This window comes from Bradyrhizobium sp. LA6.1, from assembly GCF_040547805.1.
Classification (GTDB): domain Bacteria; phylum Pseudomonadota; class Alphaproteobacteria; order Rhizobiales; family Xanthobacteraceae; genus Bradyrhizobium; species Bradyrhizobium barranii.
The window spans coordinates 392,528-409,844 of the sequence record NZ_JBEPQK010000007.1 but is presented as its reverse complement, the minus strand read 5'-3'; the positions used below and the strand labels follow the sequence as shown (position 1 = coordinate 409,844).

16 protein-coding genes are annotated in these 17,317 nt (G+C 63.5%); 7 read left to right on the top strand and 9 right to left on the bottom strand.

All coding sequences use genetic code 11. From position 1 onward, the window contains the following. Positions 1-135 precede the first annotated feature (135 nt). The 7 genes from ABIB99_RS21020 to hemJ form a co-directional block, all read right to left on the bottom strand. Complete coding sequence (locus ABIB99_RS21020) at positions 136-1,023, bottom strand: ParB/RepB/Spo0J family partition protein (protein ID WP_354177397.1); 888 nt, start codon at positions 1,021-1,023, stop codon at positions 136-138. A 137-nt stretch (positions 1,024-1,160) separates the two neighbouring features. Next, a complete protein-coding gene (locus ABIB99_RS21015) occupies positions 1,161-2,015 on the bottom strand; it encodes a ParA family protein (protein ID WP_063980282.1) in 855 nt (284 codons plus the stop codon). 30 nt (positions 2,016-2,045) lie between these two features. Beyond that, complete coding sequence (rsmG, locus tag ABIB99_RS21010) at positions 2,046-2,816, bottom strand: 16S rRNA (guanine(527)-N(7))-methyltransferase RsmG (protein WP_354177396.1); 771 nt, start codon at positions 2,814-2,816, stop codon at positions 2,046-2,048. 9 nt (positions 2,817-2,825) lie between these two features. Further along, positions 2,826-4,706, bottom strand: a complete 1,881-nt coding sequence (gene mnmG, locus ABIB99_RS21005; protein WP_354177394.1) for a tRNA uridine-5-carboxymethylaminomethyl(34) synthesis enzyme MnmG — start codon at positions 4,704-4,706, stop codon at positions 2,826-2,828. A 702-nt stretch (positions 4,707-5,408) separates the two neighbouring features. Further along, positions 5,409-6,767, bottom strand: a complete 1,359-nt coding sequence (mnmE, locus tag ABIB99_RS21000; protein WP_354177393.1) for a tRNA uridine-5-carboxymethylaminomethyl(34) synthesis GTPase MnmE — start codon at positions 6,765-6,767, stop codon at positions 5,409-5,411. Between the two features lie 313 nt (positions 6,768-7,080). Further along, a complete protein-coding gene (rho, locus tag ABIB99_RS20995) occupies positions 7,081-8,346 on the bottom strand; it encodes a transcription termination factor Rho (protein WP_045004625.1) in 1,266 nt (421 codons plus the stop codon). Between the two features lie 247 nt (positions 8,347-8,593). Continuing rightward, complete coding sequence (gene hemJ / locus ABIB99_RS20990; protein WP_028150172.1) at positions 8,594-9,028, bottom strand: protoporphyrinogen oxidase HemJ; 435 nt, start codon at positions 9,026-9,028, stop codon at positions 8,594-8,596. 459 nt (positions 9,029-9,487) lie between these two features. On the opposite strand from hemJ, the gene ABIB99_RS20985 reads away from it, so the two are divergent. The 4 genes from ABIB99_RS20985 to dnaQ are packed head-to-tail and all read left to right on the top strand — an operon-like array spanning position 9,488 to position 12,311. Next, positions 9,488-10,327: a pyruvate, water dikinase regulatory protein gene (locus tag ABIB99_RS20985; RefSeq protein WP_028150170.1), complete on the top strand. Its 840-nt coding sequence runs from the start codon at positions 9,488-9,490 to the stop codon at positions 10,325-10,327. A gap of 8 nt (positions 10,328-10,335) precedes the next feature. Next, positions 10,336-10,944, top strand: a complete 609-nt coding sequence (locus tag ABIB99_RS20980; RefSeq protein ID WP_354177392.1) for a Maf family protein — start codon at positions 10,336-10,338, stop codon at positions 10,942-10,944. Between the two features lie 23 nt (positions 10,945-10,967). Beyond that, a complete protein-coding gene (gene coaE / locus ABIB99_RS20975) occupies positions 10,968-11,567 on the top strand; it encodes a dephospho-CoA kinase (protein ID WP_028150168.1) in 600 nt (199 codons plus the stop codon). Positions 11,568-11,594: 27 nt separating this feature from the next. Continuing rightward, positions 11,595-12,311 carry a DNA polymerase III subunit epsilon gene (dnaQ, locus tag ABIB99_RS20970; protein WP_063985973.1) on the top strand — a complete coding sequence of 239 codons (717 nt, stop codon included), beginning with the start codon at positions 11,595-11,597 and terminating at the stop codon, positions 12,309-12,311. On the opposite strand, the gene secB is transcribed toward dnaQ, so the two are convergent. Continuing rightward, complete coding sequence (gene secB, locus ABIB99_RS20965; RefSeq protein WP_028150166.1) at positions 12,308-12,793, bottom strand: protein-export chaperone SecB; 486 nt, start codon at positions 12,791-12,793, stop codon at positions 12,308-12,310. The genes dnaQ and secB overlap by 4 nt on opposite strands. A 413-nt stretch (positions 12,794-13,206) precedes the next feature. Here secB and ABIB99_RS20960 point away from each other — a divergent pair, with 413 nt between their 5' ends. Genes ABIB99_RS20960 through ABIB99_RS20950 form a run of 3 tightly spaced genes read left to right on the top strand, consistent with a single transcriptional unit; the run spans position 13,207 to position 16,020 of the window. Next, positions 13,207-13,914 (top strand): Tim44/TimA family putative adaptor protein, encoded by a 708-nt coding sequence (locus tag ABIB99_RS20960; protein WP_063980275.1) that lies wholly within the window; start codon positions 13,207-13,209, stop codon positions 13,912-13,914. Continuing rightward, the gene (mltA, locus tag ABIB99_RS20955) at positions 13,892-15,433 is read left to right on the top strand and encodes a murein transglycosylase A (protein WP_354177389.1); all 1,542 of its coding nucleotides are present in this window, start codon (positions 13,892-13,894) and stop codon (positions 15,431-15,433) included. Before ABIB99_RS20960 ends, mltA begins: the two co-directional genes overlap by 23 nt. Continuing rightward, complete coding sequence (locus tag ABIB99_RS20950; protein WP_354177388.1) at positions 15,430-16,020, top strand: Smr/MutS family protein; 591 nt, start codon at positions 15,430-15,432, stop codon at positions 16,018-16,020. The genes mltA and ABIB99_RS20950 overlap by 4 nt, the downstream gene beginning before the upstream one ends. Here ABIB99_RS20950 and ABIB99_RS20945 read toward each other — a convergent pair. Beyond that, positions 16,017-17,141 (bottom strand): hypothetical protein, encoded by a 1,125-nt coding sequence (locus ABIB99_RS20945; RefSeq protein ID WP_354177386.1) that lies wholly within the window; start codon positions 17,139-17,141, stop codon positions 16,017-16,019. The genes ABIB99_RS20950 and ABIB99_RS20945 overlap by 4 nt on opposite strands. Positions 17,142-17,317 lie beyond the last annotated feature (176 nt).

Sequence of the window (17,317 nt, the reverse complement as noted above, 5' to 3'; positions counted from 1 at the left end):
AACCCACCCATCCCTCGCTTTTTTTCTTTTTGTTTTTTGCTTTTCTATGCCCATTCTCTCTGTCTATACACCTCCGCCACCCCTCCCCCCGGCGCGCCGCCGCCCGCCCCCCCCCCCCGACACTGAGGGCTAGGTCTACAGCGCGCCCTTCGCGAGCCGCTTCATCACCTCGTCGAGCTGATCGAGGTTGCGGTAGTTGATCTGGACGGAGCCGCCGGGGTCGCGGTGATTGACCGTGACCTTGAGGCCAAGCGCATCGCTGACGCGCTTTTCGAGATCGATCGTGTCGGGGTCTTTTTCCTTGCCCCCGGTGCTGCGCGCCTTCTGCGGCTTGCGCTCCGGCACACCCTCTTCATGCGCGAGCGCCTCGGCCTGGCGGACGTTGAGGCCTTCCGCGACGATGCGCCTGGCTGAGGCGAGCGGATCGGGCACGCCGATCAGCGCGCGGGCGTGGCCGGCGGTCAGCTCGCCGCTCGTGATCAAGGCCTGCACTTCGGCCGGCAGTTTCGTCAGCCGCATCATATTGGCGATGTGGCTGCGGCTCTTGCCGACGACCTTTGCGATGTCGTCCTGGCTGCGTTTGAATTCGTTGGCGAGCGCGTGATAGCCGAGCGCCTCTTCCATCGGGTTGAGGTCTTCGCGCTGCACGTTCTCGACGATCGCGAACTCCAGCGCATCGCTGTCGCTGATGTCGACCGGCACGATCGGCACCTCGTGCAGGCCGGCCATCTGCGACGCGCGCCAGCGCCGTTCGCCGGCGATGATCTCGAAGCGATCCTGCGCGCCCTTGATCGGACGCACGACGATCGGCTGGATCACGCCGTGCTGCTTGATCGAATCAGAGAGCTCCTTGAGCTCCGTTTCCGAAAAGGCGCGGCGCGGGTTGCGCGGATTGGGCTTGATGAATTCGATCGGCACCTTGCGCTGCGCGCGCGGACGATCGACATGCTGAGCCTCGCCGCCGACGTCACCGATCAGACTCGCAAGACCCCGGCCCAGTCGCGAACGCGCTTCGTCGGCCATCGCCAGCTCCCTTGGATTCACGGTGCAACACTCCAGAACTGAATTATCGTAGGGTGGGCAAAGCGAAGCGTGCCCACCAGTTGTGTGCAGAAGATGGTGGGCACGGCGAAGACGCCTTTGCCCACCCTACGGCAGCGTCAATGCGTGGTGCGCAGCTCACGCTCGCGCTGGATCACTTCGGTGGCGAGCCGCAAGTAAGCTTCGCTGCCGACGCATTTGAGATCGTAGACCAGGACCGGCTTGCCGTAGGACGGCGCTTCCGAGATGCGCACGTTGCGCGGGATCATGGTCTTGTAGACCTTCTCGCCCATGAACTGACGGACGTCGGCGACGACCTGGTTCGAGAGGTTGTTGCGCGAGTCGAACATGGTCAGCACGATGCCGTGGATCGACAGGTTCGGATTGAGCGTCGAGCGCACCTGCTCCACCGTCTGCAGCAATTGCGACAGACCCTCGAGCGCGAAGAACTCGCACTGGAGCGGCACCAGGATCGCATCGGAGGCCGCCATCGCATTCACCGTGAGCAGGTTGAGCGAGGGCGGGCAGTCGATCAGCACATAGGTGTAATCGGCGTCCGGCGAGACGTTGTTGTTGAGCGCGCCGATGGCGTCGCGCAGCTTGAACGCGCGGCCGGGCGTGGTGCCGAGCTCGAGCTCGAGGCCGGAGAGATCCATGGTCGAGGGTGCGATGTGCAGCCGCGGCACCGCGGTCGAGACCACCGCCTCGCGCAAGCTCGATTCGCCGATCAACACGTCATAGGTCGAGCAGGAGCGGTTGCGGCGATCGATGCCGAGGCCGGTCGAGGCGTTGCCCTGCGGATCGAGATCGACGATCAGGACGCGCTCGCCGATCGCAGCGAGTGCCGTGCCAAGATTGATCGCCGTGGTTGTTTTTCCCACGCCGCCCTTCTGATTCGCCAGCGCCAGGATGCGCGGGTGGCCCTGCGGGACTTCGCCGGTCTGTTGCTGCTGCGGTTCGTCAATCACGCTCATCGCAAATTCCCCACTCGACCCCTGAACGCCTCAGCCGCGCTGCTCGACGGACGTCAGCTCGACGATCCAACCGTCGCCGGTACGGCTTTGGTGAAGCTGCGGTTGAATATTCCAATATTTAGCGGCTTCGGTCAATTCAGCCTCTACATCTTGCCCCTTCGGAAACAGCGCTTTTGCACCCTGGCGCATCAGCGGCTCCGCAAAGCCGATGAGTTGATGTAGCGGAGCCAGCGCACGCGCGGTGACGCAATCCACGGGGCCGGTGATTCTATCCACATTATCCCCGATCTCCGCGAGATGTACGAGCCCCGGAGATGCGGTGACGCGAACTGCTTCGCGCAGAAAGGCCGCCTTCTTGCCGATTCGCTCGACGAGGTGGACGCTGGCGCCAGGCGTCCCGGCCATGGCACAGGCGAGGACGATTCCGGGGAAGCCGCCGCCGCTACCGAGGTCGGCCCAGCGTTTCGCGGAAGGGGCGAGATCGACGAGCTGGAGCGAGTCGGCGATGTGCCGGGTCCAGAGCTGCGGCAGGGTCGAGGGCGCGACCAGATTGGTCTTGGCCTGCCACTCCCGGAGCAGCGCGATGTAGCGATCGAGCCGTTCCTCGGTTTCACGTGAAACCGGGGCAAGCCTGAGCGCCGCGAGCTTGTCCGCTGCGACGATGGAGTCCAGCGACCGATCGTTGGCGCTGGCCTTGTCGATCTTCGGTTTGATCGGCGTCGGCTCGGATCGATGGCCCGCGCCCTCACCTGCCGATGGTTTCCCTGATGACGATCTGCCGCCCGGCCCGCGCTGTTTCACGTGAAACGCCTATGCGATCGCCTTTGAGGTCTTCCGTGCCTCGCGCCGGAGGTAGGCCGCGAGGATACCGAGAGCCGCCGGCGTCATGCCGTCGATCCGGCCAGCCTGGCCGACGGTGAACGGCCGCGCCTTCTCAAGCTTGGCCCGCACCTCATTGGAAAGACCGGGGACCTGCTGGTAATCGACGTCCGACAGCACCATCCCCTCGTCTCGCCTGAAAGCTTCGACGTCGGCGCTCTGGCGCTCGAGATAGACGTCGTACTTCGCGTCGATCTCCAGATGGGTGGCGATGACCGGGTCGATCGCCGACAGCTCCGGCCAGATGGTCCGGACCTGGCTCCAGCCGATGTCCGGATAGGCCATCAACTCGAACGCCGAACGGCGCTGGCCGTCCCGGTTCAGGGACAGGCCGTGCTTGATCGCCTCGTTCGGGGTGATGGTCAGGGACTTCGACAGCACCCTGGCCACATTCAAGGCGTCCATCTTGGCACGGTGATGCTGCGTCCGGGCGCTCCCAACGCATCCGAGCGCAATCCCCTTCTCGGTGAGGCGCTGATCGGCGTTGTCGGCGCGCAGGGTCAGCCGGTACTCGGCGCGCGAGGTGAACATCCGATAGGGTTCGCTGATCCCGCGGGTGACGAGGTCGTCGATCATCACGCCAAGATAGCCATCGGCACGGTCGAACACGGTTAGCGCGGCGCCGCTCGCGGCCAAAGCCGCGTTCAGGCCGGCCACGATACCCTGCCCGGCAGCTTCCTCGTATCCTGTGGTGCCGTTGATCTGACCCGCCAGGAAGAGGCCACGCAGACGCTTGGTCTGGAGGGTCGGATCGAGCTCGCGGGGATCGATGTGGTCGTATTCGATGGCGTAGCCCGGGCGGACCATCTTCACCTGCTCCAGGCCAGGAATGCTGGCGAGGATCGCGAGCTGGACCTCCTCCGGCAGCGAGGTCGAGATGCCGTTGGGATAGACAGTGCTATCGTCGAGCCCTTCCGGCTCCAGAAAGATCTGATGGCCGTCGCGGTCGCCAAAGCGGACGATCTTGTCCTCGATCGAGGGACAGTAGCGCGGTCCGGAGCTCTTGATCTGCCCGGAGTACATCGGCGAGCGATGGACGTTCGCGCGGATCACCTCATGGGTCGCGGAGGTCGTTCGGGTGATCCCGCACTGGATCTGCGGGGTCGTGATCCGCTCGGTCATCACCGAGAACGGCTCCGGCGGCTCATCTCCGGGCTGCATCTCGACCGCGGACCAGTCGATCGTGGTGCCGTCCAGACGCGGCGGAGTCCCGGTCTTAAGCCGTCCAAGGGTGAAGCCTGCCCGCTCAAAGGAGCTCGAAAGACCCATCGCCGGGGCTTCGCCGACCCGGCCGGCGGGCCAGTTCTTCTCGCCGAGATGGATCAGACCGCGGAGGAAGGTGCCGGTGGTGACGACGACAGCCCCTGCCCGAAGCTCGCGGCCGTCCGCCAAGCGTAGTCCGGTCACCCGGCCCTCGACCACGATCAGCTCGTCTGCCTCGCCCTCGATGACGGAAAGACCTTCGGTGTCCCGGATCGCGGCCTGCATGGCTGCGGCATAAAGCTTCCGGTCGGCCTGGGCACGCGGACCACGAACAGCCGGACCCTTGCGGCGATTGAGGACGCGGAACTGGATGCCACCGGCATCGCCGACCCGGCCCATCAGGCCATCGAGGGCGTCGACCTCGCGGACCAGATGGCCCTTACCGAGACCGCCAATGGCGGGATTGCAGGACATCGCGCCGACGGTGGAGAAACGGTGCGTCACCAGAGCGGTCGTCGCACCCATCCGGGCGGAAGCAGCGGCGGCTTCACAGCCGGCGTGGCCGCCGCCAATCACGATGACGTCGAAACTCTCTCGCTCTGTTCGCATGGGCGGACTTCTATCTCAGAGGCGGAGAAGCCGGAAGTAGAAACTGGGTGAGGCGGCTGTTTCACGTGAAACGGTGCGGCCAAGGAGGCGATGCGCATTTTCGCGAAAACAACCCCATGCACAGTAGAAGGGGCATTGAGCGGACTGCTGTTTCACGTGAAACAGGATGGGTCTAACCGGGAGAGAACTCCCGGCGAGATCTCGCACAGCTCTGGACGGGGGTAGAGAGGACCCAAGCGATCGGCCTACTCCGTCATTACGAGCGGAGCGAAGCAATCCAGAATCCCTCCCTGGAGGCCGTCTGGATTGCTTCGTCGCAAGGGCTCCTCGCAATGACGAGCTTGGGGGACGGCCACCGGCCACGACCCTCACTGCCCGTCAGGCGATCAGACCGTGCGCACGAACACCAAGACCGAGGCGGGCCACTCGCCCCGCTGTTTCACGTGAAACAGGCCGGAGCCTGCAAGAATGTGTTCCGCGTGAAACGGACCGGAACCCATCCCGCTGCTGCTTCACGTGAAACGCAAGGAGCGGGACAAGCTTGTAGCCCGGATGGAGCGCAGCGAAATCCGGGAAAGGTGTTCCGGCTGAGGAGCCGTCCCCGGATTGCGCTTCGCTTCATCCGGGCTACGAAACGAGCCCCCGTTTCACGTGAAACGCAAGAATTGGAATAAGCGCTAGTTCTACAATGAAGAACTAGTTCTACTTTCCGATGCAGAATTTCTGGAAGATGGCCCCGAGGACGTCCTCGACGTCGACCCGGCCCAACAGCCGACCCAAGGCAAAGGCCGCAGCGCGCAGCTCCTCGGCGGCAAGCTCTTCGCCGTCTTCTACAAGCTCCAGGCTCCGGCGCAAGCTGTCCGATGCCCGGCGCAACAGATCTCGCTGGCGGGCCCGGGTCACCAATGCTCCCTCGGTGGTCCCGAAAAACTCGGCAGCGAATTTCACGAGCGCGTCGATCAGGTCGGGAACGCCGTCCCCTCGGCTCGCCGATATCCCGAACTCGCCGCGCGGCCAGACCTCCCCCGCCTCGCCCAGATCAATCTTGTTGCGGACGATCCAGACCGAGCCGCTTGATTGATCACGCCCGGGGCCGGACTTCACCAGCGATTGCATCGCGCCCGGATCGACGGCGCGGCCACCCTCCACCAGCCACAGCACGAGGTCGGCATCTTCGGCTCGGGCTCGCGCCCGGCGCACGCCTTCCTGCTCCACGGGATCGTCGGTCTCCCGGATGCCAGCCGTGTCGATCACCGTGACCGGGTAGCCGTCGAGATCGAGCTGCACCTCGATTACGTCGCGGGTGGTGCCGGCATAGGGCGAGACAATCGCGACCTCGCGGCGCGCGAGCTGATTGATCAGCGTCGACTTACCGACATTCGGCTCGCCGGCGATCGCGACCACCAGGCCGTCGCGCAGGCGTTCAGAATGTCCCTGTGCCGCTAGGACTTCTGCGATTTCGTCATGCAGCGCTTTGATCGCTTTCACCGCCGGCGCCCTCAACTCGGCCGGCACATCGCCCTCGTCGGAAAAATCGATGCCGGCCTCGATCAGCGCCGAGGCCTCGATGATGCGCTCGCGCCAGTCGCGCGCGCGATCGCCGAGCAGGCCCTGCAACTGGCGCAGCGCCTGACGGCGCTGACGATCGGTATCGGCATGGATGAGATCGTCGAGGCCTTCGGCTTCGGTGAGATCGAGCTTGCCGTTCTCGAACGCGCGCCGCGTGAATTCGCCGGGCTCGGCTGCGCGCGCATTCGGAATAAAAGAAATAGCGGAGAGGAGTGCCGCGAGCACCGCGCGGCCGCCATGGACGTGAAATTCGGCGACGTCCTCGCCGGTCGCGCTGGCCGGCCCCGGAAACCAGAGCACGACCGCATCGTCGATCGGCTGGCCCGCGCCATCGCGGAGCAGCCGGCGGCTGGCCTGTCTCGGCGCCGGCGGCTTGCCCGCGAGCTTCGTCAGGACCAGGCCGGCCTGCGGGCCCGAGACCCGCACCACGGCGATCGCGCTGGGCGCACGGCCGGACGACAGCGCAAAGATGGTCTGGTCTCGCGGATGCATGGCCTATTTGTCCGGCTGGCAGGGAAAAGGCAAACGGCCCGTTCTCGCGATGCCGACGCCCCTTTTGCTGCGCTCTGGTCCGCAGCAACGGCTTTATTGCGATGCAACATAAGGCGCAGCATTTTGCTGCAGAGGCAGCCTCGCCCAAGCACCAAATGGTCAGCCAGAGTCAAGCATTCTGTAAAGATATCAACAACTTCCGGAAGAGCATTTTCCTTTCGTCCCATCGCCATGCTGCATTTCTTCCGCAGCAAAGCCGCACAAAAGAAAAAGGGCGCCCGTAGGCGCCCTTTGATCTCATGCTGCATCGCACTCAGGTGTTCATCGAGTCGAAGAACTCTGAATTGCTCTTGGTCGAGCGCAGCTTGTCGAGCAGGAAGTCGATCCCATCCATGGTGCCCATCGGGTTCAGGATGCGGCGGAGCACGTACATTTTCTTGAGCACCTGCGGATCGGTGATGAGCTCCTCCTTGCGGGTGCCGGAGCGCGAGATGTCGATCGCCGGGAAGGTGCGCTTGTCCGAGACCTTGCGGTCCAGGATCAGTTCGGAGTTACCGGTGCCCTTGAACTCTTCGAAGATGACTTCGTCCATGCGACTGCCGGTATCGACCAGCGCGGTTGCAATGATCGTCAGCGAGCCGCCCTCCTCGATATTGCGGGCGGCACCAAAGAAGCGCTTCGGGCGCTGGAGCGCGTTGGCGTCGACACCACCGGTCAAGACCTTGCCGGATGACGGCACCACGGTGTTGTAGGCGCGGCCCAGGCGCGTGATCGAATCGAGCAGGATGACGACGTCGCGGCCATGCTCGACCAGCCGTTTTGCTTTTTCGATCACCATCTCGGCGACCTGGACGTGACGAACCGCCGGCTCGTCGAAGGTCGACGAAACGACCTCGCCCTTCACCGAGCGCTGCATGTCCGTGACTTCTTCCGGACGTTCGTCGATCAGCAGCACTATCAGATAGCATTCGGGGTGATTGTGCGCGATCGAATGCGCGATGTTCTGCATCAGCACGGTTTTACCCGTGCGCGGCGGCGCGACGATCAGCGCGCGCTGGCCCTTTCCGATCGGCGCGACGATATCGATCACCCTTGCAGAAAGGTCTTTTCGCGTCGGGTCGTCGATTTCCATACGGAAACGCTGATTCGGAAACAGCGGCGTGAGGTTGTCGAAATTGACCTTGTGCTTGGCCTTTTCCGGGTCTTCGAAATTGAGCGTGTTGACCTTCAGCAGCGCAAAATAGCGTTCGCCCTCTTTCGGGCTGCGAATGTGGCCTTCGATGGTGTCGCCGGTGCGCAGACCGAAGCGGCGGATCTGCGAGGGCGAAACGTAGATGTCGTCCGGTCCCGGCAGATAATTGGCGTCCGGCGAGCGGAGGAATCCGAAGCCGTCGGAGAGCACCTCGACGACGCCCTCGCCAACGATGTCGGTTTCAGCAATCGCGAGCTGCTTGAGGATGGCGAACAGCAGCTCCTGCTTGCGCATGGTGCTGGCATTCTCGACCCCATTCTCTTCCGCGAACGAGACAAGCTCGGCCGGCGTCTTCGACTTGAGGTCCTGGAGTTTAATTTCCCGCATTGGGGTGGTCCTGTGGGGTAACCTTGGGAGGGGGTGCGAGGAGGCTCTGAAATGCGGACGCGAGAAGGTAAGGTCCGCAGGTCTGGCAAGGAGAGCGCCGGTGAGGCTTCAAACCTGATGCGGTGTCCGGCCTCTGGAAAGCTCAGACAAAACCACATCCGCCTGCGTTGGGTGGGATGTCGCCAATATAGAAAATCGCTTTCCACTCCGCAAGCCGAAGCGCTGAGCGATTCATCGCAAGCCCTGCCTAGAACGGCTTCACGATCACCATGATGACGATCAAAATCATCAGAGCAGTCGGCACCTCATTGATAATTCGATAGAATTTCTGGCTACGCGGACGCCGGTCGGCGGCGAAATCCTTGCACCAGCGTGAAAAAAAGCCGTGGACCCCAGACATCGCCAGGACCAGTGCCAGTTTTACGTGCAGCCAGCCGAAAGAGAACCAGTGGCCGGACCAGGCGAGATAGAGCCCGGCAAGCCATGTGACGATCATGGCGGGGTTGATGATCGCCTTGAGCAGCCGGCGTTCCATCACTTTGAACGTTTCCGACTGCTTCGAGCCGATCTCGGCCTCGGAGTGATAAACGAACAGCCGCGGCAGATACAGCATGCCCGCCATCCAGGAGATGACGGCGATCACGTGCAGCGCCTTGATCCAGAGATAGACGTCTTCGAACATTTTCTGCGCCCGGCTTTCTGTCCAGCGCAGGGAACGCTGGGGATAGTAAGAACTCGTTAAGGTCTCACCCTACACACTTATCCGTCCGTAGCGCCTTCCTCTAATCTAGAATCTTAGATTCTTAAGGTTTGAGTCTATGTGACCGTGAATAGGACTCACACAATTCCGTCCGCACGTTCACGTGCGCTTGTTCACATCCATCAACATATCCCTGATGCTTCCTGCGGCCTTCGATAAGTCGGCCAGCTTCAAAGGCTTGCGCGTTTCTGTCGGCAGCTTATCAAGGGGGTTGTCCGCGCAATCCCGTTTTCCTCTCAACAGGTCGCCGGACTTGTTCCGATGGGCAGTGGTGTGAAGAAAATTGGCACTTGTCCCGCCCCTGGTGTCGCGCAACCCTTTCCGAGGGGTTAAGGTCCACAGAAATCCACAAACCACACCGCCTCCATACAAAGGGCTTTTGTGCCGACCTCGAACAATTATTTCCATCTCCACCTGGTCTCCGACTCCACCGGAGAGACGCTGATCACCGTCGCGCGCGCCGTCGCGGCGCAGTACGCCAACGTCACCCCGGTCGAGCATGTCTATCCCCTGGTGCGCAGCCAGAAGCAGCTCGATCGCGTGCTCGACGAGATCGAGGAGGCGCCGGGGATCGTGCTGTTCACGCTGCTGGAGAAGGATCTGGTCTCCCGGCTCGAGGACAAGTGCAAGCAGATCAACGTTCCGAGCCTGTCGATCATCGGTCCGGTGATGCAGTTGTTCGAAGCCTATCTCGGTGCTGCGACCACGGGCCGCGTCGGCGCCCAGCACGTCCTCAATGCGGAATATTTCAAGCGCATCGACGCGCTGAACTACACGATGATCCACGACGACGGCCAGCATGTCGAAGGCCTCGATGATGCCGACGTGGTGCTCGTCGGCGTCTCACGCACCTCCAAGACACCGACGTCGATCTATCTGGCCAATCGCGGCATCCGCACCGCCAACGTGCCATTGGTTCCGGGCATTCCGGTGCCGGCACAATTGGAGACCCTGACGCGGCCGCTGGTGGTGAGCCTGCATGCGACGCCGGAACGCCTGATCCAGGTGCGCCAGAACCGCCTGCTCTCGATGGGTGCCGATACCAGCGGCGACACCTATACCGACAGGCAGGCGGTCGCTGACGAGGTCGCGTTCGCGCGCAAGCTGAGCGCCAAACACGACTGGCCGCTGCTCGACGTCACGCGGCGATCGATCGAGGAAACCGCCGCGGCGATCATGAAGCTCTACAGTGATCGCCAGCGCAACCGGCCAACGGGATAGTTTCGGCGATGTCTCTCTGGCGCGGCGAAACTCCGTTGATACTGGCCTCGCAGAGCAGCGCGCGAAAGATGCTGCTGGCGAGTGCCGGACTGGAGTTCAAGGCGATTACGGCCGATATCGACGAGCGCGGCATTCAGGCCGCCTCGAAGCTTTCAGGCCCGCATGACATCGCCCTGCTGCTGGCGCGTGAGAAGGCCAAGGCGGTCTCGGCCGGTCATCCGGGGAGCTATGTGATCGGTGCCGACCAGACCCTGGCTCTCGGCGAGCGTCTCTTCAACAAGCCCGCAGGCCGCGCACAGGCGATGACGCAACTGCTCGACCTCGCCGGCAAAAGCCACGCGCTGAATTCCGCAGTGGCCGTGGCGCGAGATGGCAAGATCGTTTTCGAGGATGTTTCGGTGGCCCGCATGACCATGCGGCCGATGACCGAGACGGAGCTTTCCGCCTATTTCGACGCCGCCGGCGATGCGGTGACGACCAGCGTCGGCGCCTATCAGCTCGAAGGTCTCGGCTGCCATCTGTTCGAGCGCATCGAGGGTGACCATTTCACCATTCTCGGCCTGCCGCTGCTGCCGTTGCTTGCGTTCCTGCGGCGCGAACGGCTAGTTGCGGTGTGAATGACAGAAACGGCTGCCTGCTGATGCGGATCCTTGGACTGACCGGCTCGATCGGGATGGGAAAATCCACCACCGCGAAATTGTTCGCGGAGGCCGGCGTTCCCGTCTACGACGCCGATGCTGCCGTCCACCAACTCTACGAGGGTGAGGCCGCGCCCGCGATCGAGGCCGCCTTTCCCGGGACCACCGCGAACGGCAAGGTCGATCGCCCAAAACTGTCGGCGCGCGTCGTGCATGATCCGGCCGCGATCAAGCAGCTCGAGCAGATCGTTCATCCGATGCTCGGCGCCTCCCGGCAGAAATTCTTCGCCGATGCGGAAGCAGCCAAAGCGCCCGTCGTGGTCCTGGATATCCCGCTGCTGTTCGAAACCGGCGGCGAGAAGCGGGTCGACGCCGTCGTCGTGGTGTCGACCTCGCCGGAACTCCAGCGCAAGCGTGTGCTGGAGCGCGGGACGATGGACGAGGCCAAGCTCGACGCGATCATCGCCAAGCAGACGCCGGATGCCGAGAAGCGCAAGCGGGCCGATTTCGTAGTGGATACGTCACACGGACTTGAACCCGTGCGCGCCCAAATCACGCACATTCTGGCCGAGGTCGTTAAGATGCCGCAGCGGCGAGCCTGATTCGCTGCCTCACACGGCCTCTTGATCATGCGTGAAATCGTTCTCGACACCGAAACCACTGGCCTCGATCCGCTCCGCGGCGATCGCCTGGTCGAAATCGGCTGCGTCGAGATTTTCAACCGCATGCCGACCGGCCAGACGTATCACGTCTATATCAATCCCGAACGGGACATGCCGGCGGAAGCCTTTGCGGTGCACGGGCTGTCGGCTGAGTTCCTGTCGACCAAGCCGCTGTTCCACGAGGTCGTCGACCCGTTTCTGGAGTTCATCGGCGATGCGCCGCTGGTGATCCACAACGCTTCGTTCGACATCGGCTTCATCAACGCCGAGCTCGACAAGGTCAAACGTGTCGCGATCCCGCGCGAGCGGCTGGTCGATACGCTGCTGTTGGCGCGGCGCAAGCATCCGGGCGTGTCGAACCGGCTCGACGATCTCTGCTCGCGCTATTCGATCGACAATTCACACCGCACCAAGCACGGCGCGCTGCTCGACGCCGAACTCTTGGCCGAAGTTTATGTCGATCTGGTCGGGGCGCGGCAATCGCAATTGCTCCTCGCTTCGGAAGGCGAGGACATTCGCGCCAATGCGGCTGGCGATGTGCCGCGGCGGCAGCGGACCGTGCCGCTCGCGCCGCGGATTTCCGATGCCGAGCGCGAGGCCCATCGGGCCTTCATCGCAACGCTCGGCGACAAGGCGATCTGGAACGAGTTCCTGCCCGCTCCAGCCGCCCCTCCGGCTGTTTAGGCCTGACCGCTCGTCTGCTGAGCGGCCATTTGCCGCTCCATGTTCTGACGATAGAGACCGACGAAGTCGACCGGATCCAGCATCAGGGGCGGGAACCCGCCGTCGCGCACGGCGGTCGCGATGATCTCGCGGGCGAACGGGAACAGCAGACGCGGGCACTCGATCATGACCAGCGGATGCAAATTCTCCTTCGGCACGTTGGTGATGCGGAACACGCCGGCATAGGCGAGCTCGAACGAGAACATGATCTTACCGGCGGTCTCGGCCTTGCCCTCGACCGACAGCGTCACCTCGAACTCGGTTTCGCTGAGATTGATGGCGCTGACATTGATCTGGATGTTGATCTGGGGCGGCTGGCCCTGCTGCTGGAGCGAGGTCGGCGCGTTCGGATTCTCGAACGAAAGGTCCTTGATATACTGCGCCAGAACGTTGAGCTGGGCAGCCTGGGCCGCCTCGGGAGGGGTGCCGTTGCCGTTGGTCATGAGAGTCTCTCCTTACCCGATTTGGGCTGAATTTCGCGGCGGTTGGCTAACATAGGGCCGCCTCACTCCACAAGGACGAACGGCCCCGGATCGGGTATCCGCGCCGCCCCCGCAATTGTGACGTTCACCCGGCCCTCCTGACGAAATCGCGCGTTAAACGATTGAAGATGCGCGATTTCCGGGCAGGATCGGGTTTCCCCTTAAGCATAAAACGCGCTACACTCGGCGCTGTGCCAAAAGGCGCCATTGGCCGGGCAAGATTTCGTGCCTACATCCCGAGGACCAGACGGGCGGACCTAAAATGGTGATGTAGACTTGCCGTTCCCGTATGGAACGGTCTACTGGCCGGATTGATTTTCCCGGCGACGATCCGAGACGGCCCCTTTCAGCGAAGACCAGAAAGCGAATACGACGTGGACATCTACACCATCATCTTCCTGGCGCTGGCGGTCTTCATCTTTCTGAGGCTGCGCAGCGTGCTGGGACAGCGGACGGGTAACGAGCGGCCGCCGTTCGACCGCACCGCCGCCCGCAATGCGCTGGGGGGTGCCCAGGACAAGAACGTCGTGACCATGCCGGGCAAGGTGATCGATCAGGCCCCGCTGGCGCCGACCGCCGAGCCGGCCCCGCCCTCCGATCGCTGGAAGGGCCTGACCGAGCCGGGCACCGCGCTCGCCCAGGGTCTCGACGCCATCGTCGACAAGGATTCCACCTTCGATCCGCGCCATTTCATCTCGGGCGCCCGCGGCGCTTATGAGATGATCGTGCTGGCCTTTGCCAATGGCGACCGCCGCGCGTTGCGCGACCTGCTGTCGTCGGAGGTCTATGACAGCTTCGACGCCGCTATCAAGGAACGCGAGAAGTATGAGCAGAAGACCGAGACGCGTTTCGTCTCGATCGACAAGGCCGAGCTCGTCGGCGCCGAGCTGCGCGACCGCACGGCTCAGCTCACCATACGATTCGTCTCGCAGATGATCTCGGCCACCCGCGACAAGAGTGGCAATATCGTCGACGGTAGTGCGGACACGGTCGCCGACATCACCGACATCTGGACCTTCGCCCGCGATATCACCTCTCGCGATCCAAACTGGAAGCTGGTTGGCACCGGAAGCGCGAATTAAGAATTTCCTGAAGAACAGCGCGACGGCGCTTTGCGCAGGTGCCGTCGTGCTGTCGTCGTTTTCGCTCGGCGCCGAAGCGGCGCGGCGTCACTACCGCAGCCATCACCATCATCTCCCGGCACTTGCCGCCGCGCCGCCGCGCGCCTTGCCCTATCCGCAGCTCCCTTTGCCGTTCGAAATCCCCGGTGCGCAATATCTGCCGCTGACCTGGACGGACGTGAAAGGCTGGAGCGACGACGACCATCTGGCCGCCTACAAGACGTTCCGCGCGAGCTGCCGGACGATCAACGCGCAGACCGGTGCGGCCGAACCGAAGGCGCTTGGCGGCTCGCTGAGCGAGCCCTGCAGGGCCGCCAAGTCGCTCGAGCTCACCGACGACGGCAAAGCCAGGACCTTCTTCGAGGAGAATTTTGCACCGCTGCGGATCTCGCGCCTCGGCGAGCCCGACGGTTTCGTCACCGGCTATTACGAACCGGTGTTGGAGGGATCGCGGACGCAGACCGACGTCTTCAACGTGCCGGTCTATCGTCGCCCGTCGAACCTGTTCGTGCGCGGCTACAAGCAGGACTCGGTCAGCCTGCCCAACAAGGGCCCGGTCTACCGCAAGATCGGCCGCCGCAAGCTGGTGCCCTATTACGATCGCGGCGAGATCGAGGACGGCAAGATCGCCGGCCGCGGGCTGGAGATCGCCTGGCTGAAGGACCCGACCGATCTGCTGTTCGCCCAGATCCAGGGCTCGGCGCGGATCAAGTTCGACGACGGCGGCACGGTCCGGCTGAATTACGACGCCTATAACGGCTATCCCTACACGGCTGTCGGTCGTGTCCTGATCGAGCGCGGCATCATTCCGAAGGAAGAGATGTCGATGCAGAAGATCAGGGAGTGGATGGCGCAGAACCCCGATGGCGCCAAGGATCTGCGCCGCCAGAACCGCTCCTACATCTTCTTCCGCGAGGTCAATCTGTCCGACAAGGAAGAAGCAGTGGGTGCGCAGGGCATTCCGCTGACCGCCGGCCGCTCGATCGCGGTCGACAAGGCGCTGCACGTCTACGGCACGCCGTTCTTCATCGAGGGCGAGCTGCCGATCGATTCCGAACGCTCCAAGACGCCGTTCCACCGGCTGATGATCGCGCAGGACACCGGCTCGGCCATCATCGGCCCCGCGCGCGCCGATCTCTATTTCGGCGCCGGCGCGGATGCCGGCCGCGTCTCGGGACGGCTGCGCCATCCCATGCACTTCGTCATGTTGGTGCCGAAGGGCCTCGATCCCACGGTGCGCGCCGCGAAATTGCCGGTGCCGGATCCGCGTCCCTCGGAGAAGATCGCAAAGCTGTTTCCGCAGACCGATTCGCCCAAGGATCAGACCAAGCCGGCGGCTCCGGCCGCAGCCGTGGCGCAAGGTAAGGGTGAGACCGTCGCCGTTGCCAATCCGGTCCCGTTGCCGGTGCCGCGTCCCGCGATAGAGCCCGTTCAGGAGCCGCGGCGGCCAGTCAAGAATCGTCCCCATCGGCAGCAATGAAGCGATCGTCCCGTCCGCCCGTGCTGGAGCCTCGTCCCTCGCCGCGCCGCCGTGCGCTGAGCGAGGAGGAGCGCGCGCTGTGGGATGCGGTCGCAAAACAAGTCAAGCCGCTGCGGAAGCATCGCGTGGCAAAGGCGCATGCCCCGCCGCGCACTGAGCCTTCACCGGCAGCGCCGGCCACGCGATCTGCGCCATCGCCACGGCCGATCGCTGCCGCGCCGGCTGTGCGGGTGGCAAAGCCGGCCATGCCGCCGCTGGCACCGCTGGGCAAGCGCGAGCGCACAAAATTGTCGCGCGGCCGCAGCGAGATCGAGGCGCGGCTCGATCTGCACGGCATGACCCAGATACGCGCCCATCGGGCCCTGACCCGCTTCCTGCACCGCGCCCATGATGACGGCCTGACCTTCGTGCTCGTCATCACCGGCAAGGGACGGAGCGGCGGCGAAAGCGGCGTGCTCCGCCGCCAGGTGCCGGAATGGCTGAGCCTGCCGGAATTCCGCGCCTTCGTCGTCGGCTTCGAGGAGGCACATATCGGCCATGGCGGTGAGGGCGCGCTCTATGTGCGGATACGCCGGGCGAGGTATTAGAACGGCCGGACGATTCCGACGCGCGGGATCAGCGTGAGGATCAGGCCGAAGATATTTGTCTTCTGATCCTCCGACGCGATCAGCGGTGCATTGTATTTGGCCGGCAGCATCTTCACCGCATGCAGGATCAGGAACAGGCAGACCGCCCAGTTCGAGATCCAGCGCGAATAGTCGAACACCATCGCGAACATCACGAGATAGGCGAGGCTGATGCCGATCAGCGCCGCGATGACGAGGCGCCGGTGCAGGTCGTTCGCGAGCGCGCCGATCACGCCGGCAAAATAGCGCCGGAGTGGCGTGTGCAGCCAGATCAGCAGGGCGAACACCGGCACGCCGAGGATGTTGTGCGGCAGGCGGCCCCAGGTATCCGAAACCTCCTTCGCCAGCGGCTGGTACCAGATGTAGGCGAATTGCAGCAGGTCGGTCCGCGCCGGATCAGCCATCCGGGTCTTCAGGTAGGCAACGAAATCCGCTTCCGGGATCGGCATCGTTCCCAGGAATTGCGCCGCGAAGAACAGCGCGCTCACGCAAAGCAATGCCACCAAACCGAACGCGACATTCGTCCTGGTGACGCTGTAGGCGAGGTAGTGCCTGATCACGACGATGGTGATGATCGTCGGCACATACATCAGCAGATGAATGTGGTGGATCAGCACGAGGACAATCGAGAACAGCGCGGCCGTTGCGACGAACAGCAGCGAGCCTGCCGGCATCAGCAGCAGGATGATCGCCAGCGCGCAGCCATAGATGTCGAAATGGCCGAGCGTGTGCATGAAGTTCTTGAGAAAGAACGGCGAGCCCGCGATGAAGACGAACAGCGGCAGCGTCCTCGCGGTGAAGCCGAACGTTTTCTGGAATAGCCTCACGTACAGCCCAAGCGTCACCAGCCACGTCGCCCCGGCGAGCGCAAACACCAGCCACACCGGCACCTTGTCCGTGAACAGCGCGACGATGGCGCCGATCAGCGCCCGCTTGATAAAGCCGAAATGATAGTCGACGAGGAGGTGGATGTAGGGGACGTAAGGCGGCAGCTGGATCTTGTGGACGAACACGCCGACGATGACCGCGGCGTTCATCGCGAGCAGGAGACGCCAGGGATTTTGCAGGATATTTGCGGTCACGCCGCACCTGAAGTGGTGCAAGCAGCCCCCGCTGTCGTCCCAGGCAAGCCACCGGGTCCGCGCAAAGCGCGGACCGATGACAGGCTCCGCGCGACCCGGGACCCACAACCACAGGATGTCGTTTGAGCCAAGGCTGGAGCCGCTATCTTTTCCAACAAGAACCGCCCGGGAGTATG

Coding starts and splice junctions, on each gene's coding strand:
- ABIB99_RS21020 (WP_354177397.1), bottom strand. CDS start 1,023: ATGGCCGACGAAGCGCGTTCGCGACTGGGCCGGGGTCTTGCGAGTCTG.
- ABIB99_RS20950 (WP_354177388.1), top strand. CDS start 15,430: ATGAAGCGATCGTCCCGTCCGCCCGTGCTGGAGCCTCGTCCCTCGCCG.
- mnmE (WP_354177393.1), bottom strand. CDS start 6,767: ATGCATCCGCGAGACCAGACCATCTTTGCGCTGTCGTCCGGCCGTGCG.
- ABIB99_RS20980 (WP_354177392.1), top strand. CDS start 10,336: ATGTCTCTCTGGCGCGGCGAAACTCCGTTGATACTGGCCTCGCAGAGC.
- rho (WP_045004625.1), bottom strand. CDS start 8,346: ATGCGGGAAATTAAACTCCAGGACCTCAAGTCGAAGACGCCGGCCGAG.
- coaE (WP_028150168.1), top strand. CDS start 10,968: ATGCGGATCCTTGGACTGACCGGCTCGATCGGGATGGGAAAATCCACC.
- dnaQ (WP_063985973.1), top strand. CDS start 11,595: ATGCGTGAAATCGTTCTCGACACCGAAACCACTGGCCTCGATCCGCTC.
- hemJ (WP_028150172.1), bottom strand. CDS start 9,028: ATGTTCGAAGACGTCTATCTCTGGATCAAGGCGCTGCACGTGATCGCC.
- ABIB99_RS21015 (WP_063980282.1), bottom strand. CDS start 2,015: ATGAGCGTGATTGACGAACCGCAGCAGCAACAGACCGGCGAAGTCCCG.
- secB (WP_028150166.1), bottom strand. CDS start 12,793: ATGACCAACGGCAACGGCACCCCTCCCGAGGCGGCCCAGGCTGCCCAG.
- mnmG (WP_354177394.1), bottom strand. CDS start 4,706: ATGCGAACAGAGCGAGAGAGTTTCGACGTCATCGTGATTGGCGGCGGC.